The 26026-nt window shown below is 58.1% G+C and carries 21 protein-coding genes; 11 read left to right on the top strand and 10 right to left on the bottom strand.

The features are described from left to right. Positions 1-31: 31 nt before the first annotated feature. The 3 genes from JX292_RS08305 (at position 32) to JX292_RS08295 (ending at position 1752) form a co-directional block, all read left to right on the top strand. Positions 32-436 carry a fluoride efflux transporter FluC gene (locus JX292_RS08305; RefSeq protein ID WP_239653706.1) on the top strand — a complete coding sequence of 135 codons (405 nt, stop codon included), beginning with the start codon at positions 32-34 and terminating at the stop codon, positions 434-436. Then, a complete protein-coding gene (locus JX292_RS08300; protein WP_204863346.1) occupies positions 436-888 on the top strand; it encodes a fluoride efflux transporter FluC in 453 nt (150 codons plus the stop codon). The genes JX292_RS08305 and JX292_RS08300 overlap by 1 nt, the downstream gene beginning before the upstream one ends. 222 nt (positions 889-1110) lie before the next feature. Further along, positions 1111-1752, top strand: a complete 642-nt coding sequence (locus tag JX292_RS08295) for a VanZ family protein (RefSeq protein ID WP_204863345.1) — start codon at positions 1111-1113, stop codon at positions 1750-1752. 125 nt (positions 1753-1877) lie between these two features. Here the strand turns inward: JX292_RS08295 and argE are convergent, their stop codons facing one another. Then, entirely contained in the window at positions 1878-3107 is a 1230-nt protein-coding gene (argE, locus tag JX292_RS08290; RefSeq protein WP_204863344.1) for an acetylornithine deacetylase, read from the bottom strand. Between the two features lie 120 nt (positions 3108-3227). Beyond that, the gene (locus tag JX292_RS08285; protein ID WP_204863343.1) at positions 3228-3770 is read right to left on the bottom strand and encodes a flavin reductase family protein; all 543 of its coding nucleotides are present in this window, start codon (positions 3768-3770) and stop codon (positions 3228-3230) included. Positions 3771-4155: 385 nt separating this feature from the next. Here JX292_RS08285 and JX292_RS08280 point away from each other — a divergent pair, with 385 nt between their 5' ends. The 5 genes from JX292_RS08280 to JX292_RS08260 all read left to right on the top strand — a co-directional run bounded on the left by JX292_RS08280 (position 4156) and on the right by JX292_RS08260 (position 9823). Next, entirely contained in the window at positions 4156-6159 is a 2004-nt protein-coding gene (locus JX292_RS08280; protein ID WP_204863342.1) for a DUF6541 family protein, read from the top strand. 170 nt (positions 6160-6329) lie between these two features. Beyond that, a complete protein-coding gene (locus tag JX292_RS08275; protein ID WP_204863341.1) occupies positions 6330-7067 on the top strand; it encodes a glycosyltransferase family 2 protein in 738 nt (245 codons plus the stop codon). Continuing rightward, on the top strand, positions 7068-7445 hold the full coding sequence (locus JX292_RS08270) for a DUF2304 domain-containing protein (RefSeq protein ID WP_005507976.1): 378 nt from the start codon (positions 7068-7070) through the stop codon (positions 7443-7445). A 51-nt stretch (positions 7446-7496) separates the two neighbouring features. Next, entirely contained in the window at positions 7497-8372 is an 876-nt protein-coding gene (locus tag JX292_RS08265) for a glycosyltransferase family 2 protein (protein ID WP_204863340.1), read from the top strand. A gap of 104 nt (positions 8373-8476) precedes the next feature. Then, entirely contained in the window at positions 8477-9823 is a 1347-nt protein-coding gene (locus JX292_RS08260) for a hypothetical protein (protein WP_204863339.1), read from the top strand. A 60-nt stretch (positions 9824-9883) separates the two neighbouring features. On the opposite strand, the gene JX292_RS08255 is transcribed toward JX292_RS08260, so the two are convergent. The 7 genes from JX292_RS08255 to JX292_RS08230 form a co-directional block, all read right to left on the bottom strand. After that, positions 9884-11026, bottom strand: coding sequence for an acyltransferase family protein (locus tag JX292_RS08255; protein ID WP_204863338.1), 1143 nt, complete (start codon positions 11024-11026; stop codon positions 9884-9886). Between the two features lie 138 nt (positions 11027-11164). Continuing rightward, complete coding sequence (locus tag JX292_RS08250; RefSeq protein ID WP_204863337.1) at positions 11165-12169, bottom strand: glycosyltransferase family 2 protein; 1005 nt, start codon at positions 12167-12169, stop codon at positions 11165-11167. Positions 12170-12204: 35 nt separating this feature from the next. Continuing rightward, the gene (locus JX292_RS08245; protein ID WP_204863336.1) at positions 12205-13185 is read right to left on the bottom strand and encodes a glycosyltransferase family 2 protein; all 981 of its coding nucleotides are present in this window, start codon (positions 13183-13185) and stop codon (positions 12205-12207) included. A gap of 107 nt (positions 13186-13292) precedes the next feature. Further along, a complete protein-coding gene (locus JX292_RS09140; RefSeq protein WP_430538717.1) occupies positions 13293-13505 on the bottom strand; it encodes a phage holin in 213 nt (70 codons plus the stop codon). After that, positions 13498-13722 carry a hypothetical protein gene (locus tag JX292_RS08240; RefSeq protein ID WP_204863335.1) on the bottom strand — a complete coding sequence of 75 codons (225 nt, stop codon included), beginning with the start codon at positions 13720-13722 and terminating at the stop codon, positions 13498-13500. Before JX292_RS08240 ends, JX292_RS09140 begins: the two co-directional genes overlap by 8 nt. A 195-nt stretch (positions 13723-13917) precedes the next feature. Further along, complete coding sequence (locus JX292_RS08235; RefSeq protein ID WP_204863334.1) at positions 13918-14517, bottom strand: hypothetical protein; 600 nt, start codon at positions 14515-14517, stop codon at positions 13918-13920. Between the two features lie 1034 nt (positions 14518-15551). Then, positions 15552-16202: a peptidoglycan amidohydrolase family protein gene (locus tag JX292_RS08230; protein WP_204863333.1), complete on the bottom strand. Its 651-nt coding sequence runs from the start codon at positions 16200-16202 to the stop codon at positions 15552-15554. 394 nt (positions 16203-16596) lie between these two features. Between JX292_RS08230 and JX292_RS08225 the strand changes: the two genes are divergently transcribed. Beyond that, positions 16597-17889: an MFS transporter gene (locus JX292_RS08225; RefSeq protein WP_204863332.1), complete on the top strand. Its 1293-nt coding sequence runs from the start codon at positions 16597-16599 to the stop codon at positions 17887-17889. 94 nt (positions 17890-17983) lie between these two features. On the opposite strand, the gene JX292_RS08220 is transcribed toward JX292_RS08225, so the two are convergent. Further along, positions 17984-18898 carry a shikimate dehydrogenase gene (locus JX292_RS08220; RefSeq protein WP_204863331.1) on the bottom strand — a complete coding sequence of 305 codons (915 nt, stop codon included), beginning with the start codon at positions 18896-18898 and terminating at the stop codon, positions 17984-17986. Positions 18899-19224: 326 nt separating this feature from the next. On the opposite strand from JX292_RS08220, the gene JX292_RS08215 reads away from it, so the two are divergent. Both JX292_RS08215 and JX292_RS08210 read left to right on the top strand, forming a co-directional pair. Then, positions 19225-24111, top strand: coding sequence for an NAD-glutamate dehydrogenase (locus tag JX292_RS08215; RefSeq protein WP_204863330.1), 4887 nt, complete (start codon positions 19225-19227; stop codon positions 24109-24111). Between the two features lie 507 nt (positions 24112-24618). After that, positions 24619-25974: a hypothetical protein gene (locus JX292_RS08210; RefSeq protein ID WP_204863329.1), complete on the top strand. Its 1356-nt coding sequence runs from the start codon at positions 24619-24621 to the stop codon at positions 25972-25974. The last annotated feature ends 52 nt before the right edge of the window (positions 25975-26026 follow it).

Here is a 26026-nt window from a genome sequence, read left to right as displayed (position 1 = left end):
CCGGCAGAGGATAGGAAGCGTTCTGAATCGTGTGCCTGCCCCTTTTCTTGTCTTTCTGGGCGGGGGCACGGGTGCGCTGTGCCGCGTGTATACTCCCGGCGGCGTGCTGGTGGCGAACCTGCTGGGCTCATTCACGCTGGGCCTGCTGACGGTGGTGTGGAATGCCTACGCGCGCCGTGACGGTGAGGAACAGATTCATTCGTTCCGCCTGCTTTTTGGTGCCGGTATGATGGGCGGTTACACAACCTATTCTTCAATTGCGGCCGTGGTAGCGCAGACGATTTTTCTGCCGTACACGGTGCATAGCGGGTATATGGTGTTGGCGGTGCTGGTGTTGCTGGTAGGCGGTTTGGTGGCTGCGGCTGCTGGAATGCTGACTGGGCGTCGGGTGGCATCCCGTTTGGTGCCTGCCGGTGCTGCTGAGGAGGGGCGCTAATGTTTTTCGCTCTGATGATTTTCCTCTGCGGCGGTTTGGGTGCGATGACCCGTTTCTTCTTGGATAAGGCGATGTCTCCTCGCCTGCGTACTGAGTCGTCGATTATTAGCCCGGTGTTTGTTATTAACCTGGTGGGTTCGTTTCTGTATGGCCTGCTGATTATGCCAGTGTCTAATCCTCGTGCGCTGGGCGTTCACTACAACGCTACGGATCAGGTGGCGTTTTGGTGCACGGTGATTACGACCGGCCTGCTGGGTGGTTTTACGACCTTCTCGACCGCCATGGTTGAGGCGTTGACCGCCCGTTCTGAGGGCAAGATGGTGAAGTTCCTGATGCTCTGGCTGGTGCAGGTTGTGGGTGCGATGGTGGCTGCGATTGCGGGTGCCTTCGTGTTTGTGCTGCTGTTTGGGCGGTATATTGCGCCGGTGTTCCCGCTGGATGTTCTGTACTGACGGCACCGATTGTGGTGGTTTGCGTGGAGTGTTAGGCACTGTACAGCTTTTTCACAGTTTCGCCTAGGGTGAGCCATAGAGCTGTCTTTTACACTGATGGTGAACGATATGCGGCGGGCATGAACAGACACCCGCTATACACCACCAAAATACATGCTAGAAAAGGCATATATACATGTGGAAGGCATATAATTCACTCTCACGACACAAGGAACACACAGCATGCAGGAACTTTTTAACAAGCACATGATTAGCACCTTCGCCATCGAGATTGCGGCGCTCACCATCGTGCTCTCCATCATCGGTTTTATCGGTATGCGCCTGCGCGCCCAGAAGACGGGACGAGCGCATCACGCGAAACAGTACGTGATAACTGCCCTGTTCGCCCTGTTCCTGTCCTCGGTTCTGTCGCTGACACTCACCCCGATTGGTGACGCGAACAGCGTAAGCAACCCCGAACTGTACTACCCGCGATTCTATGTGGGCTGGAGCTGGCAGCAGGCGTGGGAGCTGACCCGCGGCATGGGGTTGCGTCGCTTCGCCACCACTGTGTACGCGCAGCTCTTCTTTAATATTGCGATGTTCATCCCCCTGGGCTTCTTCACCGCGGGTTGCCTGCGCTGGGGCCTGCGCGCCACGGCTCTGAGCGGCTTTGCACTGTCGACCTTCATCGAGTTGAGTCAGCTGACCGGTAACTGGGGCTTGGCGGGCTTTACCTACCGCACCTTCGACGTGGACGATATCGTGAACAACACCGTTGGTGCGGTCCTGGGTGCAGTCTGCGTCTGGATGGTGCGCGCAATTCGGAAGCGCCGCGCGGCCAAGCATGAGCGGGCGTTGTCGGTGTCTGCCGCCTCGGCGTAGTATTCTCCCGGGTTGCCCGGGATTGTAGGTGATAGAAAACTGCCCGGGCCCCTCAATTGGGGGCCCGGGCAGTTTTCTGTGGGCCGACGCGGTCGATTCGGTCTAGCCTCCCTACGCGGCGCGTGTTACTTTGCGCTCGCCCAGCCGAGGATAGCCTCGAAGAAACGCTCGCATTCGCTCAGCTGCTCCAGCTCAATCCACTCGTTGGGGGAGTGCGCCTGCGCAATATCGCCGGGACCGCAGATAATGCTCTCCACACCGGCACGCTGGAACTGGCCCGCCTCGGTGCCGTAGGTGACCTTCTGCGGCGCATCGTCGGTGCCCAGCCACTCATGTGCCAGGCGGACCAGAGGAGCGTCGTCATCGGTGCCGAGGCCCGGCACGGCGGCGAGCAGTTCGTGCTTCACACCCACGCGGGAGGTGAGGCTGCCGGGCTCCGCGCCGGTCAGCTTCTCAGCGCGTGCGGCGCGCGCCTGCAGGTCGGGCAGGATTACATCCGAAAGCTCACGGTCAATACGCTCCACAAAGGACTCGGTGGTCACCTGCGGCAGGGTGCGCACATCGTACTCCACGACCGCCTGCTCGGCGACGATGTTGTACTGCAGGCCGCCGTTGACGAGGTTGACGCTGCCGGTGGAGTGGGGGATGATGAACGCCTCGTCGAAGGGGCCTTCTTCTTCCCACTGGTCTGCCATGTCGGTGAAGAAGGTGATGAATTCGCCGGCGGCGGCGACAGCGTTCACGCCGTGGGTTGCCAGGGAGCCGTGCTTGGGTACACCGGTGAAGGTGATGCGGCCGCGGTGCGCGCCCTTGTGCGCGTCGATGATGCGCATGCTGGAGGGCTCACCGACAATGGCGTAGTCGGGGGCGAGGTTGCGGGCCACGAACTCCTCGATGAGGGAGGGCGCACCGACGCAACCGATTTCCTCATCGTAGGAGAACGCGAAGTGCAGGGGAGTGCGCAGTTTTGCCTCCGCCACGCGCGGTAGCAGCCAGAGCGCCACGGCGAGGAAGCCCTTCATATCGCAGACGCCGCGGCCGTAGGCGCGGGTGCCCTCAATACGCAGGGTGAACGGGTCTGTGTCCCAGTCCTGACCTGCGACGGGCACGACGTCCGTGTGGCCAGAGAGGATGAGGCCGCCGCGGGTTGTGCCGTCAGCGGCGGGGACGGTGATGAAGAGGTTGGCGCGGGTGCGGTCCTCGTTGTAGGTGCGCACGCCGCTGTAGCCGTATCGGCCGAATTCGGCTTCGAGAAGCTCGATGAGCTCTAGGTTAGAGCTACCGGAGACGGTGGGGATAGCGACAAGTTTTTCGAGCCAGGGGAGGGACGCCGGCTGAGTGGTTTGTGCGGTCATGGGGAACCTTTCTGCTGTGCGTTGATGCTCGGGGTGGTTACGTTCAGGGTACGCCGCGGGGCGGTATTCGTCGCGTGGTTGCCGCCGAATACCGCCCCGTGAATGGCCTGAGCGGCTGGGTTAGATGACGTAGTTGTTGACGTTGGAGTGCTCGCCGAGTGCGTGGAAGTTGCGCGAGTGGTAGACCAGCGGGGTGCCTTCGCAGTCGTTGCGGATGAATTCTTCAACCTGTGCGGTAAAGACGAGTGCCGGGCCGGCCTCAACGCGGCTGAGCGGGGTTGCGCGCAGTACGCGGCGTACACCGTGGACGAGGGGCTCGCCGGTGGAGACGAATTCCCAGGTGCTGGTGTCCGCGAAGCGGGGGTAGTCGTGGGTTGCGAAGTTCTTGGCGATGGTGACATTCTCAGCGTCGAGCATGTGCACGAGGAAGGAGGATGCAGCCGCAATCTTTGCTGCGGAGCCGCTGTTGGCCTTGAGGGAGAAGGCGATGATGGGCGGTTCGGCGGCGACGGAGGTGAGGGAGGAGGCGGTGAAGCCTGCGGGTTCGCCGTTTTCATCGGTTGCGGTGATGATGGCGACGCCTGCGGGCTGGTGGCCGAAGGCGAGCTTGAATTGTTCGCTGGTGTCGGCGAGGGGTGCCTGTGTTGCGGTGGTTTCGGTCATAATCGACCCTTTCTTCTGCGGCTGCGTGGGTTCGGCCCGGGTGTGTGTGCGGGCGGTTCCCGTGAATAGGGGAGACATGTTCAGGGTAAAGCTTTGGTGTAGTGAACACCTTATTTATTGCCCTATGTTTCTTAGGTGTACCTTTCATGACATTGAGCGTGAAATATTACGTCATAATCTTCGTCTTTTGGGAGCTCCGAAGATGCACTCCGCCGGTTGCCCCCTTCGGGGTCTGAGTAGCGCGTTGTAGGCGCTATCCCTCTCTCTTCTGCGGGGTTTCGCGGGGTGTAGAGGCCTCTAAGGTATCCTTGCTGGGTACACGAAAGCGCGCCGACCCCTATGTTTGAAAGTTTTCGGCGCGTGAACTGTGGGGAAATGAGGGTTAATGAGCTGGTTGGCAACTATTCCGCTGCTCCTTTTCGCGGTCGTGTTGGCTTTTGGCCCCGGCTATGCGATGGGCTGGGCGTTGCGTGTTCCTGCACGTCTGCGCGTTTTTTATGCGCCGCTGCTGACTTTTGCCCTGGTGGCTGTCTCTGCGATTGTGCTGGGTAAGACCGGTATTCCGTGGAGTCTGATTTCTTTTGTGTCGGTCGCTGCTGTGTTGGTGGCTGCGGCTGCTGGTCTCATGTGGCTGGTGGGTCGCCGTTGGCCTGCTCTGGCGTCTGCTTCGTGGCCGGGTAATGATGTTCCTGTCGCGTGGCCGGTGGTGGGTGCAGTATTGGGGGGTTTCCTGGTGCTGCACATGACCGAGGACATGGTCTACGGGCCTGAGGCGTTCTCGCAGAGCCTGGATAATTCCTTTCATATGAATGCGATTCGCTGGATTCAGGAGCACGGCGACGCGTCGAGCCTGACCCTGGGCGCGGTATCTGCGGCAGACCAGCAACCGGCATTTTACCCGGCGGGTTGGCATGATTTTGTGTCCCTGATTTATAGCACTACGGGTACGAGCATTGCGACTGCCACCATCGTGACCGTGTTACTGGCCTCCGGCATTTTGTGGCCTTGCTCGCTGGTAGCGTTCAGCTTGAGCATTCCGAAGCTTCGCCGCCTTCAGGCGCTTGCCATCCCTGCAATAATTGGTGGTTTTGCAGCGTTTCCCGGTCTCCTCCTGCGTTGGGGTGTTCTCTTCCCGAACCTTCTGGGGTATGCTCTGCTACCTACGTTTGTGGCATTAATGGCGCATTTGGTTCAAGCTCTGTTACGTCGCGAGTTCTCGGTCCTGCTCTCTCTGGGACTGTCGGCGCTGGTGGGCATCGCGGGTCTAGCGCTCGTGCATCCGAATGCTGTGGTGTCCGCCGTGGTCTTTGCTCTACCGATGTTGCTAGCCGGTGTGGTGCAAGTATCGCGCTCGCACGAGTTGGCTTTGCGGCAGAAATGGGTGGGTAGCCTTCTGCTGGTAGGTGTATCAATCGGATGCGTGGGCGCCTGGTTGGTGCTACGTCCCGGCGCATCTGCCAGCAACACGTGGGAGCCTATGCTCACCGAAGGTGAGGCGCTCTACCAGTTCCTCTTCTTGGGCCTGGAGAACGCCAATCAGTTGAGAGATACGTTCAATCCCTCGTATCTGGCCGGTTTCCTGGCCCTGTGGGGCGCGGGGTACCTGCTGTACAAGCACCGCAACCTGTGGCTGATTGCCAGCTGGGTGCTGATTGGTTACCTGTGGATTATTGCGGCTACTGTGCCGCGGGGTGACTTCCGTCTGCTGATGGTGGGCCCCTGGTACACGGATCATTTCCGCTTGGCGGCGCTGGTGGTATTCCCCTCGGTGATTCTGGCTGGTATCGGCTTGGGCGGCTTCGTGGAGGGGCTGCTCACCTGGATAGTCCGTCGCGTTCCACGTACGGCGCGTCTGAATGTGGCGACCGTCGGCATGGGCGTTGCGATGGTTCTGGTACTGGTAGTTGCTGGTCTCTCTTCGCGTGTTCCTTCGGTACAGGAGACAACGTTGGCTGTGTCGAAGGAATATCGGGTAACGCCGTCTTCTGTGGTGCTGAATCAGGACGAGATGAACGTCATTAACGAGATCCCGAAGATTGTGCCCAAGGACGATGTCATTGTGAACAACCCCTGGGACGGTAGCGCCTATATTTACGCGCTGGCAGATCGTCACCTGACGGGATACCACTTCGAGTTTGAAACCTCACCCAAGTACTCGGCGATTATGCACAACCTCAAGAACGCTCGTACAAATCCGGAGGTGTGCCGCGAAGTGAACAAGTACAAGGCCCACTGGTACGTTCACCTGGAGAACCAGTTGAACTTCGGCCCAGACGCACAGAAAAACTATGACGGCCTCGTGGCTGCCATTGGCACGGACGTGCTGACCCCGGTGTATTCTTCGGGTCCGATGACGCTGTACCGCATTAGCGCTTGCGATTATAGCTAGTATCTGGTGCTTATGGGTCGTTCGATGTGTTGCGGGAGTGGCGTAGAGATTATGTCGCCCTCGCAATGCGATTTCGAGCGTCGTTAAGAGAGTGCTGATAAGATGTAAAACCGTATGCCTTTGTGTGCATACTAACTTCCGTATGCCATACACACAAGAGATAGCACCGCATGGAATCAGAGACTTTTACGCAGACCCCTCGGCCCCTCATCATTATGCCCGCGTGGAATGAAGAGGAAGTTATTGGGGGCACAATTGAAGAACTTTTCCGCATGATGCCTGAGGTCGACTTGGTGGTCGTCAATGATGGGTCCACCGACCGCACCTCTGAGATTGCGCGCGCTGCCGGCGCTTTCGTGATTGATCTTCCCTACAACATGGGTATCGGTGGCGCTTTGCGCACCGGTTATAAGTATGCTCGCCAAGCCGGTTATGATTGCGCAATTCAGGTTGATGCCGATGGCCAGCATGACCCGAAGGGTATCCGCACTGTGCTTGCTGGCCTGGAGGATGTCAACATCTCGATTGGTTCCCGCTTTGCTGAGGCGACGAACTATAAGGTGTCTGGTCCACGTAAGTGGGCGATGGTGGTTCTGGCCCGTATGTTTACGATGATTTCAGGCGAGAAGTTCACCGACGCCACCTCCGGCTTCCGTGCGGCAGACCGCAAGGCGATTGAGCAGTATTGCGAGCATCTACCTGCTGAGTATCTGGGTGACTGTATCGACGCCTGCGTGATGGCGATTCGTTCTGGCTTGACTGTAAAGCAGGTGCCGGTTGAGATGCGTGAGCGCCAGGGCGGTACTCCTTCTTCGAGCCCGTGGAAGTCTGCGGTGTACCTGGTTCGTTCTTTCTTCTCGTTTGGAATGTCGATGACTCGCCAGAAAACGAATGTGGGGTCTAAGTAAATGAGCGCAAATATTTTCTTCCTTCTCATCGTGGTGGTGATGGAGGTTCTCGTTCTGGCGCAGGTACGCAACCAGAAGATGAAGGAAAAGTACGCCGCACTGTGGCTTATTGTTGGCGTCATCATGATTGTGCTAGCGCTTTTCCCGAAGCTTTTGGATGCCCTCTCGCGTCTGGTGGGTATTGAGACCCCGGTCAACCTGCTGTTCCTACTGGCGATTATTATGCTGATGGGTATCAGCCTGCACTTGACCCTGGCTATCTCGAAGATTACGGATGATATGCGTACCCTCGCTGAAGAAGTTGCGATTATGAAGGCTCTTCAGCGTCAGCCGCAGGGTGCTTCTCGCGCTACGGAGCGAGAGCAGAAGAAGCCCTAAAGCCCCTGATTTTTATACGTCTCTACACGTTTGAGCTTGGAGTAATACCTCATGACCGTTGATATTCTGTTCCCCTACTACGGCGACGTTGCCATGATGAAGCAGGCTGTGCTGTCTGTGGTCGGTCAGACCAACCCGGACTGGCGCATGATTGTTATCGATGACGGCTACCCGGATGATTCGATTCCCGGCTGGTTCGAGTCGCTCAAGGATGAGCGCATCACCTACATGCGTAACGAGAAGAACTTGGGCGCGAACGGTAATTACCGTAAGTGCTTGACCTTCGTAGAGAACGAACTGGTCACCGTTATGGGTGCTGATGATGTCATGCTCCCCAACTATGTGCAGTGGCTGGTGGATTCGGCGGCGAAGCACCCTGAGGCATCCATTTTCCAGCCTGGCGTGGTCGTGATTGACGAGCATAATGCCCTGTCAAACACTTTGGTGGAGCAGACTAAGGCGTTCTACCGCCCCAAGGGTGAGGCTGTGCTGAAGGGTGAGGAGCTGGCTACCTCCCTGCTGCGCGGCGCATGGTTCTACTTCCCGTCCTTGGGTTGGCGTAAGGACGCTATTGTGGGAACTGGCTTCCGTGAGGGCCTGAACGTTGTGCAGGATATGGCGCTGATTCTGGACATTACGATGCGCGGCGGCTCCCTGTACTACGATCCGCAGGTTGCGTTCATGTACCGTCGTCACGGTGGTTCTGACTCGTCCTGGCGTGCCCTGGAGGGTACCCGCTTTGATGAGGAGCGCCGCTACATGAACACCATTGCTGATGAGATGACTGCCCTGGGTTGGTCGAAGGCTGCCCGCGTGGCCCGTATCCGTTTCTCCTCGCGTGCTCACGCGCTGACTCTATTGCCGAAGGCAGCCCTGGCGAAGAAATGGCAGGGTGTTAAGAACCTTGCCGAGCATGTGGTGAAGTAAACCTATATTTGTGTACGGTGCGTCGTACATCCTGCGGTGGATGTGCGGCGCATCTGCGTATGTAATGATGGTTTGTGTTGGCGGCTAGGAACGAGGAGGACGCGGTGAGCAAGTCGGTACAGTACCCCGAAAAGAACGAGGCGGAGGAACAGTCCTCCCAGGAGGCTCAGCCTTCGGGTACGGTCACCCGCTACCAGTCCCTGGCGCTATTGGGTTCGTCCCTGTTGGCGGCGGTCTCCACGCTGGTGGTGACGATGATTGCTCAGCGTGCCCTGACTGGTTCGGAGCTGACGGAGTTCCTGCTGTTTTGGGCGGCGCTTTTCACGGTGACGGGTATTATCACGGGTATTCAGCCGGAAATTACCCGCGCGGTAGGTACGGCGCGTACTCAGACGGTATCTGCTGAAGAATCCTCTCTGCAGGGTGCTGGAGCCCGCGTGGTGACAGTCGCGGCAATACTGGGTGCTATTGCTGGTGCGTTGGTGCTGGTGAGTTCGCCCCTGTGGGCGGGCCAGCAGATTCCGCACTCGGCGGCGGTTGGCGTAACCGTCATGGCGGTGGGTGTGTTCCTCTACGCCCTGCAGGCGACTATGAGCGGCGTGACCGCTGGTGAGGACCGCTGGTACCTTTTCGCGGCGGTGGGCGGTCTGGAGTCTGCCGGGCGCCTCATCCTCATGCTTGCGGCGGCCCTACTCATTCCTTCCCTTGCCGGTCTTGAGGCGGCAACAGTTATTCCGATGGGCCTGTGGCTCATCCTGGCGTTCGTGACCGTCTCTGGTCGCCGCCTGTGGGTTGCCCGCGCCGATGTGCCCGCGCGCCGACTGACGACCAATATCCTCTGGTCGTTTCTGTCCTCTGCCGCCGCGGCGGTGCTGATGATGGGCTTCCCGAACGTGCTGAAAGCGAGCGGCGCCGCGGAGAGCGAACCGGTCGTGCTGGGCACCCTGATCCTGGCGATTTCCATTACCCGTTCGCCGATTATGATTCCCCTGCAGGCGTTCCAGGGTGTGGCGGTTTCTGCCTTCTTGAAGCAGCGCCACCGCCCCGTAGCGGCGTTCATTAAGCCTGCCGCCGCAGTGGTGGCTGTGGGCGCCGTGGGCGCGTTGGCGGCCTATTTGGTGGGTCCGCTGCTGTTCCGCCTGATTTACCCGCCTGCCGCAGGTGCAGAGTCCGCGTACGAGGCGGCCGCCTCCGGCATCGCCCTGGGCGCGCTGGTCTTCGCCTCGGCGTTGCTGGCGCTCATGACCCTCTCGGGCAATATGGCGCTCGCCGTGAACCAGCACCGCATCTACCTCGCCGGTTGGGTGGTTGCCGCGGCGGTGACCTTGAGCTTGGCGTTCCTGATTCCCGCGCCGCTGGTGCCGCGCGCTATCGTGGCGTTGGCGGTCGGCCCGGTCTGCGGCTTCGTGGTGCACATGGTGGGTGTATCTGTCACCGCCCCCAAGGGATAATCCTGCATTAAGAATGCCCCTCGGCTGACATTCAGCGGAGGGGCATTCTCTGCGTAGCGGCTAGGTTGCAGACTGGACTGTAGGCTTCTTACCTAAAACCAAAGGGTTACGGGCGAGAGCCATGGCCCGCTTCTCAACAAAGGTCCAAGAAAGCCATGCTAGGCCGAAGGTGATGATGGCGTCGAGGATGATATTAACCGAGATTCCGAGGGAAACGCTTCCCAGGAGTACAAGAATCTGTTGTACCGGCCAGGCATAGATATACACGCCGTAAGAGATATCGTTGGTTCGCCCCAGAGGAACGTTAAGACAGGTGCCTAGGGCAATAATTCCGAAGGCCAGAACAATCTGAGTCCACTGCATAATGTTGGCGTGAGGAACGAGCCAGGTGAAGTAGAACCCGGCGAGAGTACAAATTGTAGCCAGGAGCGGAGTGATTACCGGACGGAGCGTGATACGGTGGCTCACGAGGTAGAGTAGAGCCCCGGCAAAAAAGAAGGGGTAGAGGCGTGCTGAAGCCTTGAGGTTTCTAGGGTCGAGGCCCAGCGCCCAGGTCATCCAATCGTAGCCAAGTACCTGAATGAGTACGTAGTAGCTGAGGCTCACAAGGTAAGCAAGAGGAATAAAAACCTTTAGATGCCGGCGAACGAACGGAAGGTAGAAGATGGGGAGAAGTAAAAGGTAGCAGAAGAACTCGTATTCTAGCGTCCATGCAGAACCGTTCCATGAAGGGGAGGTAAACGGCACGTCGGCCGGTCCGTTAAAGAGTCCGTACTGTAATTGGGAAAGATCCCAGTTGTTGCGGAAGTATAAGATGGCGTTGGGGATGTCCCAACCCATGGGGGCGTGGCCTGTGAGGACGGAGAGCGTTCCACCAATGAAAATTACGAAAAGGATAGAGACCCAGTAACCGGGGAAAATACGCAAGATACGCTTCACCAGATATGATCCCGCGGAACTCCGGTAGGCGCTGTGCGCAATTAAAAATCCCGAGATGGCGAAGAAAGCATTGACTGCAAAATCGCCAAAGACATAGAACTCTTTCCACAGAGGGTTTTCATCAACCTTTACACCCGCCACAATGTAGGGCGTGTGGGAGAAAATCACAAAGGTCGCGAGGACTAGACGAATGAAGTTGAGAGAATTTGGCCGCTCAAAAACGGCGGAATAGAGGGACGGATACTCCGGTGCTGTATGTGCCATAAGTTTCTAGGGGATATGTGGATGAATATGTAATGTGAGTGCAGTGTTGGGTTAGCACAGAGATGAAACCGAGAGTAGAATCCCCGTGCTTTGTTCCAGCAGATATATGACTAACGCCTAACGTCAAAGTGTCTGGGATTAGAGGTTATAGACCCGCTTAACGTACGTGCCGTACAGTACGCGATACAGCGCCGTGCTGGTCTTCAATAGCAGACCGGCGGCACCAAACACCGGGCGGATGCGCAACGCAAGCAGTGCATCGCGCACCGTAAAACCACGGCGGCAACCCGCCAGCACAGCCGGTGCACCCTCGCCCCCGACAACGAGTGCCTGCTGAGCGTTATTCAGGTACGCAAGAACTCGGGCAACGGTCAGCGCCTCCTGACCGGCAGGCAGATGATACGTGCTCGTACGCTGCAGAGACTTCTCAAAATACTCAAGCAGACGACGAGTTTCAGACAGGGGAGTAATACGGCTCCAGGTCAGGCTTCCCGCGCTCACAGCGTACGCGTACAGCGGCTCATCAATGACGGTCACGCTCTGCGCTCGCAGGTAGCAGTCCAGTAGCGCGCATTCGTCCTCAGCACGTTCAATCTGGGGGTACCTGACGTTCTCAAATAGTTCGCGGCGAATAATCTTATCCCAGGCGTAAGGAGACAGTTCGTCCTTGAGTAGAGCAAATGCCGCCTCCTGACCGGTCATGGTGCCGGGGGAGCCTTTCAGACGCTTCCTGTTAGTACCATTGGTTGCCACCATATTGTGGGCGCAATTGACCACCTGCGCACCAGTACGCTCGGCGTGGTAGTGCAGGCGCTCCAGGAAGGTCGGGTAGAGAGCATCGTCAGAATCGGGGAAAGTCACCCACTCGCCGCGTGCCTCATCCAGGCCCTGGTTACGCATCGCGGACAGGCCCTGATTCTTGGGGTTATTGAACACACGAACTCGCTGATCGGGGTGCTTCTCCAGATACTGCTCAATAATCTTGGCGGAGTTGTCTGGTGAGCCGTCAATCATAATGAGTAGCTCAAAATCAGGATCCGACTGATTAAGAACCGACTCGATGGCCTTAACCACGGTGTTTGCGGTCTTGTAGACCGGCATAATGATGCTGGTACGGGGGACAGTCTGAGAGGTAGGAGGCATGGGGGCTTAACCTTCGTAGAAGTGATGGGAACGGGCTACATGCCGTAGGTGCGCTTAATATATGCCCGATAGATGGGGTAGTAGATTGTGGGTAGGTACTTGAAGAGCGCTCCCGCAATCCCAAAAACAGACCCGGAGGAAATCGCCAAATACAGGGTACGGGGTGTAATTTCTTGGCGGCAGCGACGTAGGAATTCTTTACCCCCGGGAGGGTTCTGTCGCAGGATACTGTTACCGCTGTTCACGAAATTGATGATGCGTGAGATGGCGAGTGCGGTCCGAACCTTCTTGCTGACGTGGGGGGCACCTACCGTTACATCCACGTAATCCATGAAGGCGACTAGATCCTCGAAAGGAGGAGTCGAACCCCAAGTGATAGATTCGGGGTTAACGGAGTAGAGATTCAAGGAATCGGGGATAACCTTCAGCGCGCGGGATACGGTGCAGGCCGCGATGCTATATCCGGCGTCTTCCACTCGGTTAAAGAGAGGGAATCGGATATCTTTGAAAGGGGCACGACGGAAAATTTTGTCCCATGCGAAGGGCGCGATGCGACTGCTAAGAACCCGTGCCAGCGCGTCATCACCGCTAAAGGTACCCGCCTCACCCATGAGACGGTACTGGGTTGATCCGTCCGGGTAGTAGATATCGTGGGCACAACCGACGATATCAACGTCATCGGTAGCGGCGGCGTGCATAGTTTCAAGGAAATTGGGTTTGTACGCATCGTCAGAGTCGAGGTAAGCGAGCCAATCGCCGTTCGCATGGTTGAGTCCGACATTGCGTGCACCGGCCAGCCCAAGATTCTTTTCGTTGACGTGGTACGAGATGCGTGAGTCCTGGAGTTTCTGGAGATACTCCTGAATTACACGGTGAGAATCATCCGGGCTTTGATCGTTGATGATGATGAGTTCAAAATCCGGGTCGGTTTGAGAGAGCACGGAGTCGATAGCCCGAACTACAGTGTCAGCTGTGTTGTAGACCGGCATGATAATGCTGGTGCGGGGTGACGACATAGTACCTCTTCGGAATGCGGGGGGTGGAACTTTATATAGGTACATCATACGGTGGGGGCGGTAGGGAATCGAAATATGTTCCACCGCCCCCACGGTATGTGACGGACCTACTGATGAGGAGGGATATGCGTAGTATTGCGGGGCTTGCGAGTATGGTCGGTGTTAGCCCAAGCCATCCACAAACCCCAGAGGGCTATCGCGAGACCAGCCCACACACTAGCCTGCTCCTGCGTAAGGATTCCGTAGGTTTGCAGGACGGCAGCGGTAGCTGGAATGACCGCGTACAGCTGCTTACGCCATCCTGGACGGTGTCTAAGCATGGCGCTTTGACTTTGCGAGGTTCTCGATATCTTCAATACGCTTAGCGATGAGAATCATCTGATGGTCGAACCATTCCACAACGGTTCGAGTGTTGACAGTAGCGTTGCCAAATTTAGCAACCGCAAGATTACCTTCTCGAACAAAAGGCTCGTTATACACATCGGTTAGGGCTCGATGCGCTGCGCTGTAGGCGGATGCTTCAGAAATAGGTGCCATGATAATCTCCTTGGCGGTTGGGCGGCTATGGTAGCCGCGGTTTAACAGAAAACCCCGCCAGGATAAACCCGACGGGGTGAACTACAGCAGTGAAATAACAGCTTCATGCGGTAGTTTTATCTGCCCGGGAAAATGGTGTAATCCTACTGGATTGGTTACCTATGTTCACAGGCAGAAGCTTAATAGTGGACGATGTTAGTCCTGGCTATGAAGTAGCAGGGCTAAAGCCTGCATTCCTTCTAGCCCTTCCCACGTAGCAGAGCAAGAACGACAAGATGCCCTTTCTGCGGTGTAATACAGTGCGGATCTGCGTATCGAAGTTAATTCGTCACAGCTTGTTTTCGTAACTTCCTGCTCCCCGCAGTTAGGGCAAAATCCCTGCAAATCATGACTGGGATGGCGCAACGCAACAATGGCTCGAATCCAACTAGTCGTTATTGCCAACGCCTCATCCTGGAGTTCCTGATGCGAGTGATTGCGAATCCACGCAGAAACCTGATTTTTCAGCGGTGCACCGGGGAATGAGCCCATAACAACGGAACGAATAGACTCTTGAACTTGTAGTGCATTAGCAGAAATCGGCATACGACATCCAAAACGGCTGGTGCTGGATGCTCCTCCGGTACGTGAACCACCAGCTACATAATCTGCCAACTCATCCAATAACGCCTGATGGCGCGGAATACGGAACTTTTGGCGGTGCAGACATTGACGGTCTGCGTCCTTCACTGGTGTGCCCACGGTTAGAGCAATCAGATGCTGTTGTAGCTGCTCGCCAGACGAAATGGTAGCCATAATGATGTAGCCTCTCTGTTAAATGAGTGAATTATTGATATCCGCTACAGGGCGGAAGGTGTACGGACCATAGTATTGGTCATACATTGATTTGCTCTGCTTCTGCTTCGTGGCAGCGAAGCTGAAGCATGTGACAGACGCTTTCTCCGTGCGTGTAGGAATGATGCTAGGCTGGCATCATGGACGACCAATTCACCCTGTTTGTTCTTCTTACCGATTGGATTTACTTCAGTGTCCTGGTGCTCGTTCTGTCGCTTCAATTGCCGGTAGTGCTTGCGGCACAAAGGATGCCCGGCATGTCGAGAATCCGCATCTATTGGTTTCTCGCAACGCGTGCAATGAGAAAGCGCAAGAAAAAGAACCGGATTTGCTCGCGAAGGGTAAATTCGTTGCTTTGAAGTTCGTCGAGCTCTAGGGTTGACAGGAAGATAGACCCGAGGTGAATCAAGAGGGACGGTGCCTCGTGGAGCGTGAATACATGCACGACAGATGGAATAGATAGGATTCCACTGATTCTCTATTACGAGCGGTTGCCCGTAGTTTTCCGGGCGTACGCTACTTGCCGGTAGGGGGAGACCTGCCGTACGCCAACACCGGGGGCATATTGAATGCCCCTGTGTTAGATAAGGGCTATCGTGTGTCTGTATAGCACGGCGCCGCGCCTGGCAGGTGCGGCAATCCTCTCTATAGGAACTGGTTGGCTCCCTGCATCCTGCGCAGGGGCGGGGTAGGTGTTTCATGGTTTCTCCTGAATATTATGCCTAGTCAAAAGTGTAAACAGATACTTTTCAATGTTCTAAATCGTCCTTTAATATTAGGTCATGGGGGGGGGGGGTATTTGAAGGTAGATGAGGATATTTGATTGATAAATCAACTTATACTGGTTTATTTATCGGTAAATATTCATTAGGTGAAATTTTGTAATCTAGTGAATGCGATATATTTAAAGTCTTATAGGTGTTTGGGGTAGGGTCTAGGGATCCTACCCCAAACACCCTGATGGTTATCTCTTTTGTTCCAGTAGATAAATCTAACTAGAGCGCACGCACGGCTTTTTCTGCCTCGTCGAGACGCTGCTGAAGGTACAACATGGAGTTGTCAAACCAGTGAATCACGCCGCGCAGGCCAGTGACGCGGTTGCCGAATGCCTTTTCTGCGAGCTCTCCCTTGCGGATGAAAGCTTCGTCATAGATTGCATTCATTGCATTCTTGGCAGCACGATAGATAACCTCTTCTTCGTTCACTTCTGCAGGGGGACGATAAATCGTGATTGCGGGAGAACCGTTGTACAACCAAATCGTGTCGTGCGGATTGATAGAAATGCCATTGTGTCCAGCGTTGCAGTGGATAATCGTGTCGTGGTCATCGTAGAAAATGCCGGTGTGACCCGCTGCGCCGTTGGTGTATCCACGGCGACCCCAAATAAACACATCACCACGTCGCGCCGGATAATTACCCGATGCATCCGGGTGAACCTGAGTCCAGCCGTTACTCTCCAAATCGTGGAAGAGCGTCTCGGTATTACCAATCGCAATATTGGAGGGAAGTAGGCCAGCTTCTCGCAGTGCAAAGTAAACAGCAGATGAGCAATCATAGGAATTCGGGCCCATGCGGTAGCTCATAGAGTAGGTTACATGACCCTTACGCTGCTCCATCCATGCGATAGCCTGATCAATCTTGGACATAGCAAATCCTTTCGGAAAGGCAGTAGCCCCACACCATGAACCTCCCGGGAAGTCCATAGTGCGGGGCTACCGCAAATGAATTGGACACTAAAAACGCCGACCAGCTTTATCCTGGTCGGCATGATTGCTCAGCAGGCACACTCCTGCCGAGGTGATATTCACTTTACGGGGTTGGGGTGCGAAAGTCCTGTCGCGTATTTTTTGAAATTACAAATTTCTTTATCATTCACCTGGTCTCCGTATTTCTTCCTACTTCAAACCCTGGGAACTTAGGTTAACCTATGGAAAACAGGTGGTGCGCTCCCTACACTGGAAGGGCACATTGACAGACCGCACGGGCCGCCCACAGGCGACCCCGCCCCTCCCAACGGGTACACCACCGAAGGAGCCACCCATGAGCCGACGCACCGACGCGCCCGCCCGATCACCACGACGAGCCGCCCTCGCCAGCTGGATAGGCTCCGCCCTCGAATACTACGACTTCGCCGTCTACGGCACCGCCGCGGCCATCGTGCTCAACCGCATCTTCTTCCCCGAAGACACCGCCGCCATCGGCATCCTCAAATCCATGGTCGTTGTGGGTGTCGCCTACGTTGTGCGCCCCTTCGGTGCCATGATCGTTGGACCCCTCGGTGACCGCTATGGCCGCCGATTCGTCCTCATGCTCACCCTCTTCCTGATGGGCAGCGCCACCTTCTCCATCGGCTGCCTGCCGACCTACAGCCAGGCGGGCATTCTGGCCCCCACCCTACTGGTGGCCTGCCGTATGCTTCAGGGCCTCTCCGCCGCCGGTGAGCAGGCAAGCTCCATCTCCATCTCCCTGGAACACGCCAACGAGCATCAGCGCGCCTTTACGACCAGCTGGACCCTGCAAGGCACCCAGTTCGGCTCGCTACTAGCGACCGCCGTGTTCATCCCCTTCGCCGCCCTGCCGGACGAACACCTACTCAGCTGGGGCTGGCGCGTACCCTTCTGGCTCTCCGCCTTCGTGGTGGTGACCGCCTGGTTGATTCGCCGCACCCTCTCCGAGCCGCCCGCCTACCTGCAGCGCGAAAAGCTCACCGAATCCCCGCTCAAGCTGGTCTTCAAACACCACAAGCGCGCCGTACTCACCATCGCCGTATGCGCCATGGTCAACACCGTGAACATGGTCTTCACAACCTTCGCGCTCTCCTTCGCCACCAAGGGTTACGGCCTTGACCGCAGCACCATGCTGCTGGTGCCGGTCGCCTCCAACACCCTCGGCCTGATTGCGATTCCGCTCGCCGCGATGCTCGCCGACCGGATCGGTCGTAAGCCCGTGTTCATGACCGGTGCGGTGGCTTCCTCCCTGGTGATGTTCCTGTACCTCGGCGCGATTACCGAGGGTAACTGGGGAGGTATCTTCGCCTACGGCGTGCTCATGCACGGTGCGCTTTACTCCATGGCGAACGGCGTGTGGCCCGCCTTCTACGCCGAGATGTTCCCGACCCGCGTGCGCGTGACCGGCCTGGCGCTGGGCACCCAGATTGGCTTCGCAATTTCTGGAGGCGTCGCCCCCGCCGTGGCGACCAGCCTTGCCGGTGCTAATCTGCATAACGCGGTGCTGCCCGCCGTGTTCACGGTCGCCATGTGTGTGCTCGTGGCGTTGGGTGCGCTGACGGCTCGTGAGGGGTATAAGAAGTCCCTGGCTGAGCTGGATGCATAACCCAAACAATATATTCCGTATATAGAATAAATATAGGTGGGCCTGGATAGAATACCTATCCAGCCCTACCTGTGTGTGACTTGTATATGGTTGTCTAAACCCCCTGCTGAGCGGCAATCAGCGCCTCAAAATGTGCCGCCATATGTTCCGCATTCGGTTCCAGTCCGGTAAAGAGGCGGAACGCATCCACCGCCTGACCCACCGCCATGTAGCCGCCCGTCATCACCTCGCACCCGGCGGCACGCGCCGCGCGTACCAGCTGCGTCTCTTGCGGCAGGTAGATGACATCCGCAACCCACAGGCCCTCACGCAACACCCCGGCAGTCTGCACCGACTCGCTCAACGGCATACCCGGATGCACGTGCATACCCACCGGGGTTGCGTTCACCAAACCCTGAGCCTCCAGTAGAGCTTCAATCAAGTGCTCATCGTCGCTCAGCACCTCGACCCGGGTTTGCGGGAAGAGCTCACTCAGCTGCTCCGCAAGCCCCTGCGCCTTCGCCGCGTCACACTCAAAGAGGCTCAGGTGGCGCACCCCCAAGCGGCACAGCGCGTACGCCGTGGCACTACCGGCACCGCCAGCACCCAGCTGCACCACGTGCTCCAGGCGCGCCGGATCCTCCGCCACCTGCGGCAGGCCGCGCTTCAGACCCGCAATGAACCCCGAATAGTCCGTGTTATCGCCGTAGAAGCTGCCGTCCTCACCAATCACCACGCAATTGACCGCGCCCAGGGCGCGTGCCGCATCCGAAAGCTCGTGCAGGTGCTCCATGACCGACTGCTTGCACGGGTGCGTGATGTTGAAAGCGTTAAAGCCGAGTAGCGCCGCCGCGTCCAATAGTGCCGGTGCGGAGGCGCCGTCCAGGCCCAGCGCGTCCAGGTCGACGGGGCGGTACAGGTAACGCACCCCGTGTGCGTCCGCTTCCGCCTCGTGCATGGGAGGGGTGAGGGAGGAGGTGATGCCGTCACCAATGAGGCCCACCAGGAAAGATTCAGTACGCAAACTCATGGTTTCACTCTACGGGTCGGCGCCGGGTGAGGGAACCGGGTCCCCAACAAATTCACCGAGCAACTTCGCAGGGTTACTTCATGGGGTGGCTTCACCGAACCACCCCGCCAGGCTCTATATTCGGGTGGTTGAAGGCTGCAGAACGAGTATTTTCCGATAAGATTTTGGCCCCGTCGAGCGAATATAGCGAATATATCTGACATCTTCACCGTAAGGGTATAAGCTGGAGATAGCCCATTTGGGCGGTGCAGACCGCGTGACCTGCGCGGAGTTGCACAGACACCGTCACAGTGAAGTGATACCTACCTTCGGAGGATAGATTGTCAATGACTGACAAGACTATGGCACGCTTCGCTGGCGCCGATGCATGGATCGAGCAGTATTTTCTGAACAGTCCTGACGATGAGCGTGAAGAGTTCACTCCGGCAGAATTAGAGGATTTGGCTCGCACCCATCGTGCGCTAGCTGAAATCCGCGCCTCTAAGACACCCATCGTTGCTGCGCGCAACGACGACTATAACACCACGCTGTACGTCGCAACCGACGACATGCCGCACATCGTGAGCTCCCTGACCGCCTACCTTTCGGCGCATTTCGGTGGGTTCCTGGCGATTTTCCACCCCATTTTCTTGGCTGAGCGTAATGCCGATGGCAAGCTCATCAGCCTGCGCGGTACCGGTACCCGGGCCAACTTGGCCAGCGGCGACACAGCCGCAGTCGGCATGCCCTCCCTGCAACTTTCTGAGGGGGCGCCTGAAGGGTCCACGGTCACCATTGAGTCCTGGATTGCGATTCGGCTGACCCGCTACCTGGGTGAAGATGACCTGCGCCTGCTGGAGCACGAGGTGCGTCGCGTGCTCGATGACGTGCGTGCCTGCTACACCGACCTGGATGGCATGGTCGCCGCGGTCTTCGATATCGCCCAGGCCATGTATGAGCTGCGTGGCGCCACCCTTGGCCACGGCGAGGAATCCTACGCCGCTAATCCGCGCGGTGTGGAGCCCGCCTCCCGCGTGGAGGTGGCTCAGGACTTCCTGCACTGGCTCACCCGCGGTAACTTCGTGTTCATGGGTGTTAAGGAGCGCGTGCTCGACGGCACTTCCGGCGCTATCGCCTTGGTGGATCGCCCCGGATCCGCTCTCGGCATTCTGCGGTCGACGGAGGGTAAGAGCCGCATCCAGCTCTCCGGTGACACTCTGGACCGTGCCCTCTTTCCCCGCCCCGTGTACATCACGAAGGCGAACTCCCGCTCTACTGTAGCCCGCAACGATTACCTGGACTACATTGGGGTGCGCCGCTTCGATATGAGCGGCCGCGTCATCGGCGAGTACGTGATTCTGGGCCTGTTCACCCGGCAGGCCTACTCGTTGCCCGCCATCGAGACCCCCCTGGTGCGTGAGCGAATCGCCATGGTGCGCCGCCGCCTGGGTTATCACCCCGGCTCCTACTCGGATAAGGCTCTGCTCGGGGCGCTGGAAGACTACCCGCGCCTGGAGCTGTTGCAGGCCTCGGTCAATGAGTTGGCTGAGACGTTCAGCGGCATCATGGGCCTGGAGGAGCGCCGGAAGACCCGCCTCTTCCTGCGCGCGGACCGGTTTAACCGGTTCATTACCGCCGTGGTGTACCTGCCCCGCGACCGCTACAACACTGACGTGCGGTACCGCATCGAGCAGGTATTCCGACAGGAATTTGATTTAAGCGCCATCGACTATGAGGTGTACCTGTCTTCCTCGTCGCTGGCCCGCCTATTCTTCCGTATTCGGCTCACCAACCCTAACGATGTGCCGACCACGGATCATCAAGCTCTCGAAAAGCAGATGCAGCAGGTCACTCGCTCCTGGGCGGAAGCCACCGCAGCTGCCATTGAGGCATGGAAACCCGGTGCGGAAGGCCGCCGACTCGCGTCAGCCTGGGCCGACGCAAGCAGCGCAGCTTACCGAGCCGATTACACAGTAGAACAAGCAATCGAGGATATCGTGATTCTTGAATCTCTCTCGGGCAAGAAGCCCGCCGCAATCAAGGTTGAAGCAGGCGAAGCCAACACTACCCGACTGAAGACCTACCTGTCCGCACCTCACACCCTCACCGAGCTCCTGCCGGTGATGCAGAACATGGGCCTGGTCGTTGTGGATCAGAAGCCCTACGAGTTCAAGCCTGAGGACGGCGAAGAGTACGGCTACCTCTACGACTTCGGAGTAGAGTTCCCCGAGGGTGTGGACCCCAACGCCGTCGCATCCCTTTACGAGGACGCCCTGAACGCCTACCTGCTCGGTGAGCGCGAGTCCGATACCCTGGACCGCCTGATTCTCTCTGAGGGCCTCACCTGGCAGGAAGCCCGCCTGTTCCGTGCCCTAAACCACTACCTGATTCAGCTGGGCCTGGGTTACACTCCTTCGTTCATGTCGAACACTCTGCTTGCTAACCCGGCCATCACCAAGCACCTGGTCGAGTTCTTCAACGTCAGCTTCGACCCGAACAATGGCCTGAACGACGAGCAGCGCAACGCACGCCGTGAAGATCTTGAGGCTGCCCTGGTTGAGGAACTGAACAAGATCCCCACCCTGGATGCTGACCGTTACCTGCGCTCCCTGAGCAAGGTAATTCGCGCTATCCTGCGTACTAACGCTTACCTGGGCCGTGAGGCATTTGCCATCAAGGTTGCACCGCAGCAGATTGATTTCGCACCCCTGCCCCGCCCCAAGTTCGAGATTTTCGTCTACTCCCCGCGCGTTGAGGGTGTTCACCTGCGCTTCGGCGATGTCGCACGAGGTGGCCTGCGCTGGTCCGACCGCCGCGACGACTTCCGCACCGAGGTGCTGGGCCTGGTTAAGGCTCAGATGGTGAAGAACGCCGTCATTATCCCCACCGGAGCGAAGGGTGGCTTCTACCCCAAGCAGCTACCCGACCCCGCCGTGGACCGCGACGCCTGGATCACCGAGGGCCGTGAATCCTACAAGGTCTTCATCCGCTCCCTGCTTGACGTCACCGACAACCTTGCGGTGGGCACCGACGGCTCCGAGACCGTCGTGCGTCCTGAGGGCGTCATCGCACGCGACGAGAACGACTACTACCTGGTGGTCGCAGCGGACAAGGGTACCGCCGCATTCTCCGACACCGCGAACGCAATCAGCCTCGAGCGCGGCTTCTGGCTGGGCGACGCCTTCGCATCCGGCGGCTCCGTCGGTTACGACCACAAGGCAATGGGTATCACCGCACGCGGTGCCTGGGAGTCCGTCAAGCGTCACTTCGCCGAGCTCGGCCACGACGCTCAGACCGAAGCGTTCACCGCTGTCGGTATTGGTGACATGTCCGGTGACGTGTTCGGTAACGGCCTGCTCCGCTCCAAGGCAACCCGCCTGGTTGCAGCGTTCGACCACCGCGATATCTTCCTGGACCCGACCCCGGACGCAGCCGTCTCCTTCCAGGAGCGTCAGCGCCTGTACAACCTGCCCCGTTCCTCCTGGCAGGATTACAACCGCGAGCTAATTTCCGCCGGTGGTGGCGTGTACTCTCGCGGCCTGAAGTCCATTGAGATCACCCCCGAGGTGCGCGAGGTTCTGGGCCTGGACGAGTCCGTCACCGAGCTCGCACCGGCCGAGCTGATTTCTGCCATCCTCAAGGCACCGGTTGACCTGATTTACAACGGCGGTATCGGTACTTACGTGAAGGCCTCCACCGAGACCAATGCACAGGTTGGCGACAAGGCTAACGACGCACTGCGCGTCAACGGTAAGGACCTGCGCGCCAGGATTGTGGGCGAGGGCGGTAACCTCGGCTTCACCCAGCTGGGCCGCATCGAGGCTGCACGTAACGGCGTTCTCCTCAACACCGATGCTATCGACAACTCCGCAGGTGTGGAAACCAGTGACCGCGAGGTTAACATCAAGATTCTGGTGGACCGCCTCGTGGCTCGCGGTGAGCTCTCCAGCGAGGAGCGTGCTTCCTTCATCGAATCCCTGCAGGACGAGGTTGGCGGTAAGGTCCTCGAGACCAACGTCGACCAGAACGTGCTACTGCAGGGCGAGTTCCACGGTTCCTTCCTGGGCACCAACCTGTACAAGCGCCTCATGCACGACCTGGAGGAGCACGCCGGCCTGAACCGCGCCGTCGAGTTCCTGCCCACCGACGAGGAGCTGGACGAGCGTCTGGAGACCACCGGCGACCGCCTGACCCGCCCCGAGCTGGCTGTCCTGGCTGCGTACGTGAAGATTTACCTCACCCACGCCCTGGAGCAGACCGACTTCGCCGACGACCCCTACCTGGAAGGCGTGCTGCGCACCTACTTCCCGGCAGCACTGGTCGAGCGCTTCGGCCAGCACCTGGACTCGCACCCGCTGCGTAAGGAAATCATCTGCACCCGCGTGGCCAACGAGCTGGTCAACATCGGCGGCATCACCTTCGCGTACCGCATCATGGAGGAGTTCAACGTCGGTATCGACTCCGTGGCCCGCGCCTTCATCGTGGCCCGTGAGCTCTTCGAGCTCGGCACCGCCGCTAAGCTGCACAGCGAGCTGTCCCCGAAGACCCCGCTGGACGCATGGTTCACCGTGCTACGCGACAACCAGCGTGTACTGGACCGCGCTGTTCGCTGGTTCATCACCGAGCGTGGCGTGGTTGCTGGCGCAACGATTTCCGAGCTGCTCGAGAACTTCGGTTCCGTCGTCGAGATGCGCCGCAACCTGCCCGAGTACCTCTCCGATACTTCTCGCGCTCGCGTCCGTGCAAAGCGCGACGCAGGCGAGGCTTGGGGCCTGCCCGAGGAACTCATCGTCATCTGGATTCGCGGCTTCGAGGGTTACGCCCTGCTGGACGTGATTCGTTCGGCTGCCGATCACGATTTCGAGGCAACCTCGCTGGCACCGGTCTACTTCGCCACCTATGACCGTTTCAAGGTGGACGAGCTGCTTGGCCTCATCACCGAGCTGCCTCGTAGCGACCGTTGGGAGATTCTGGCACGCCAGGCAATGCGCGGCAGCCTCTACGAGACCGCTGCAAGCCTTGCACTGTCCGTGGCTGAGGGCACCGAGGGCGACTTCTCCACTATCGATGGTGCGCAGAAGGCTCTGGCTGGCTGGATTGAGAACCACCCGACCCGCGTGGGTAACATTGACCGCATCCTTGACGAGATTGCTGAGGCAGCTCCGGATGTCACCGGTCACCCGCGACTGGCTGTGGTTTCGGTGGCTCTGCGTACTCTCGCAAGCGCATCCTAAACGCAAGGCGGTAGCTGCGCCCTACCGTCATGTAGCGGCGAATTTGGTGCAGTAACCGCACGTGAGCATCCCGGCTCCTTCCTGCTGGAAGGGCCGGGATGCCCTGTATATGCCTCAGGAGGCATATGGTCTTATAGATGAAATGTGTTTCAAATCGCCTAAAATTCAAGTCGAGCTTGAATAAAAGTTCAACATTTTGCTTGACGCGTACAGTATATTGATGACGGCGGCATCGTTGCGTACATGAGCCCCACGCCAAATTAGGCGTAGGGGAGGGGCTCTACACGTGATGTTTTGGATGCTCGCCCAGCCGAAGAAACCCACCTGGTGGGTGCGGCTGATCCGGCACGCATGGACGGCGCGAATCCGACGGCCTAACCGGCCACCGCGAGGGACATCATCCGTGCACTACATAACGCACGACACCATCATTCACTCAACGTTACCTCCGGCTCGTACGCGAGTCGGGCCCGCATACTCCATATTTTCGACTGAAAGTCTTCAACGTTGTCCACCAACCACGGTAGCGAGGGGCAGCACACCAGCGCGTGGCGCCTCCTTATCAACTTTCTGCTATACGTCTCCCCGGTCGCGCTACTGACCACCGTCTTCCCCATCGTCACGCCCACCATCAACCGGTACAACCTGGATGGTGTGCCCCTGATTCAGGTGATTCTGGCTGCATCCATCACCGTGCCCTGGCTTAGCCAGGCTGCCTGTCTGCCGCTCTATCGAGCAATTCAGATGGAACACAAGAAGATCGCGGACGCCCGCGAAGGCCTGCGCATCCAGGCTGAGACTCTCGAGAATCAGCTCAAGCGTGCTGAGGCGAGGGCTACCCGCGCGCGTTTGGATGAACCCCAGTTCCAGGACATTAGCGACCTGGCCGCGTTTAGCCGCAACTGGATTTACCTCTTCTTCGTGACCATGCCGCTGGTGGTGCTCTTTGTTATTCCTGTTGCCCTTGTGCTGAAGTGGAACGCGACTGCCATCGGTGCCTTCTTCGTACTCGGCGTACTCAACATTGCCTTCGCGCAGCTGCTGGTGATTCCTAACCTTGCGAAGAACCGCATCATCTGGTTCATTGCCTGGCTCGGCTATACCTTGGCGCTGTACTTCTTCCCCATCGTGTGGTTCCTGCCGCCGCTTGTTGGTTCGCTTATCCTGCTGGTCGGCTTGGGTAAGAACTTCGTGTATCTTTTCCACTTTGCGCATATTCCGCTGAAGGACGTTGCTACGGATGCTCTGCGTGGCTTCCTGACCGGCTCCATTATCTGGGCGGATAAGTACATGCTCTTTTTGGCCACCGCCGGTGAGATTAACGTCGTGGCGATTTACATGAGCCTCATCCCCTGTGTGATTGCCTACAACTACTTCTTCGTGGTGGAGGCCGACCGCGTCAACGATGCGATTCAGTACCTGTGGACCGTGTTCGAACGCCTGCCCTACAACCGTGTTCGAGAAGAGGCGCACAAGGCTACCCGCACCTCCGACCGTTCGATCCGCAACTCCCTGTTCGTCTATATCGGTAGCGGCATCATTACCGGTATTCTGATGTTCATCTTTATGCCGGATTCCTTCCCGCTGGCGTTGATGGGTCTGGTCGTCGCGTTCCTCTTCGTGGCTATCGCCCTGCTCATCTACCAGATTGAGTACATGACGATGTTCAAGACCGTGCAGGTGCTCTCCGCAGCGCACCTCATCTTGCTCATCATCTGCTTCGCAATTCTGCCGAACGAGACCGGATACCTACCCATCATCGTGGGCGAGGCGGTCCTTGCGTACGCCTGCTACCGGGTGTACCGTCAGGCTTGGCAATCACCCGAATACTCTCTCTTCTGGCGCCGCGCCCTCGCCTGGTAACGCCTGCCCGCATGCCGGGCCCGCAGATACCGCTCTGCGGGCCCGGCCGAGA

It is taken from the genome of Rothia mucilaginosa, assembly GCF_901875305.1.
Lineage (GTDB): Bacteria > Actinomycetota > Actinomycetes > Actinomycetales > Micrococcaceae > Rothia.
The sequence above is the reverse complement of the archived record's forward strand: the minus strand, read 5'-3'. Positions and strand labels throughout refer to the sequence as shown.

What these genes read in the sequence shown, in the direction of transcription:
- JX292_RS08220 (WP_204863331.1), bottom strand. Translation starts at nt 18,898, where the DNA reads ATGAGTTTGCGTACTGAATCTTTCCTGGTGGGCCTCATTGGTGACGGC.
- JX292_RS08285 (WP_204863343.1), bottom strand. Translation starts at nt 3,770, where the DNA reads ATGACCGAAACCACCGCAACACAGGCACCCCTCGCCGACACCAGCGAA.
- JX292_RS08215 (WP_204863330.1), top strand. Translation starts at nt 19,225, where the DNA reads ATGACTGACAAGACTATGGCACGCTTCGCTGGCGCCGATGCATGGATC.
- JX292_RS08270 (WP_005507976.1), top strand. Translation starts at nt 7,068, where the DNA reads ATGAGCGCAAATATTTTCTTCCTTCTCATCGTGGTGGTGATGGAGGTT.
- JX292_RS08300 (WP_204863346.1), top strand. Translation starts at nt 436, where the DNA reads ATGTTTTTCGCTCTGATGATTTTCCTCTGCGGCGGTTTGGGTGCGATG.
- JX292_RS08255 (WP_204863338.1), bottom strand. Translation starts at nt 11,026, where the DNA reads ATGGCACATACAGCACCGGAGTATCCGTCCCTCTATTCCGCCGTTTTT.
- JX292_RS08240 (WP_204863335.1), bottom strand. Translation starts at nt 13,722, where the DNA reads ATGGCACCTATTTCTGAAGCATCCGCCTACAGCGCAGCGCATCGAGCC.
- JX292_RS08265 (WP_204863340.1), top strand. Translation starts at nt 7,497, where the DNA reads ATGACCGTTGATATTCTGTTCCCCTACTACGGCGACGTTGCCATGATG.
- JX292_RS08275 (WP_204863341.1), top strand. Translation starts at nt 6,330, where the DNA reads ATGGAATCAGAGACTTTTACGCAGACCCCTCGGCCCCTCATCATTATG.
- JX292_RS08250 (WP_204863337.1), bottom strand. Translation starts at nt 12,169, where the DNA reads ATGCCTCCTACCTCTCAGACTGTCCCCCGTACCAGCATCATTATGCCG.
- JX292_RS08295 (WP_204863345.1), top strand. Translation starts at nt 1,111, where the DNA reads ATGCAGGAACTTTTTAACAAGCACATGATTAGCACCTTCGCCATCGAG.
- JX292_RS08235 (WP_204863334.1), bottom strand. Translation starts at nt 14,517, where the DNA reads ATGGCTACCATTTCGTCTGGCGAGCAGCTACAACAGCATCTGATTGCT.
- JX292_RS08280 (WP_204863342.1), top strand. Translation starts at nt 4,156, where the DNA reads ATGAGCTGGTTGGCAACTATTCCGCTGCTCCTTTTCGCGGTCGTGTTG.
- JX292_RS09140 (WP_430538717.1), bottom strand. Translation starts at nt 13,505, where the DNA reads ATGCTTAGACACCGTCCAGGATGGCGTAAGCAGCTGTACGCGGTCATT.
- JX292_RS08245 (WP_204863336.1), bottom strand. Translation starts at nt 13,185, where the DNA reads ATGTCGTCACCCCGCACCAGCATTATCATGCCGGTCTACAACACAGCT.
- JX292_RS08230 (WP_204863333.1), bottom strand. Translation starts at nt 16,202, where the DNA reads ATGTCCAAGATTGATCAGGCTATCGCATGGATGGAGCAGCGTAAGGGT.
- JX292_RS08225 (WP_204863332.1), top strand. Translation starts at nt 16,597, where the DNA reads ATGAGCCGACGCACCGACGCGCCCGCCCGATCACCACGACGAGCCGCC.
- argE (WP_204863344.1), bottom strand. Translation starts at nt 3,107, where the DNA reads ATGACCGCACAAACCACTCAGCCGGCGTCCCTCCCCTGGCTCGAAAAA.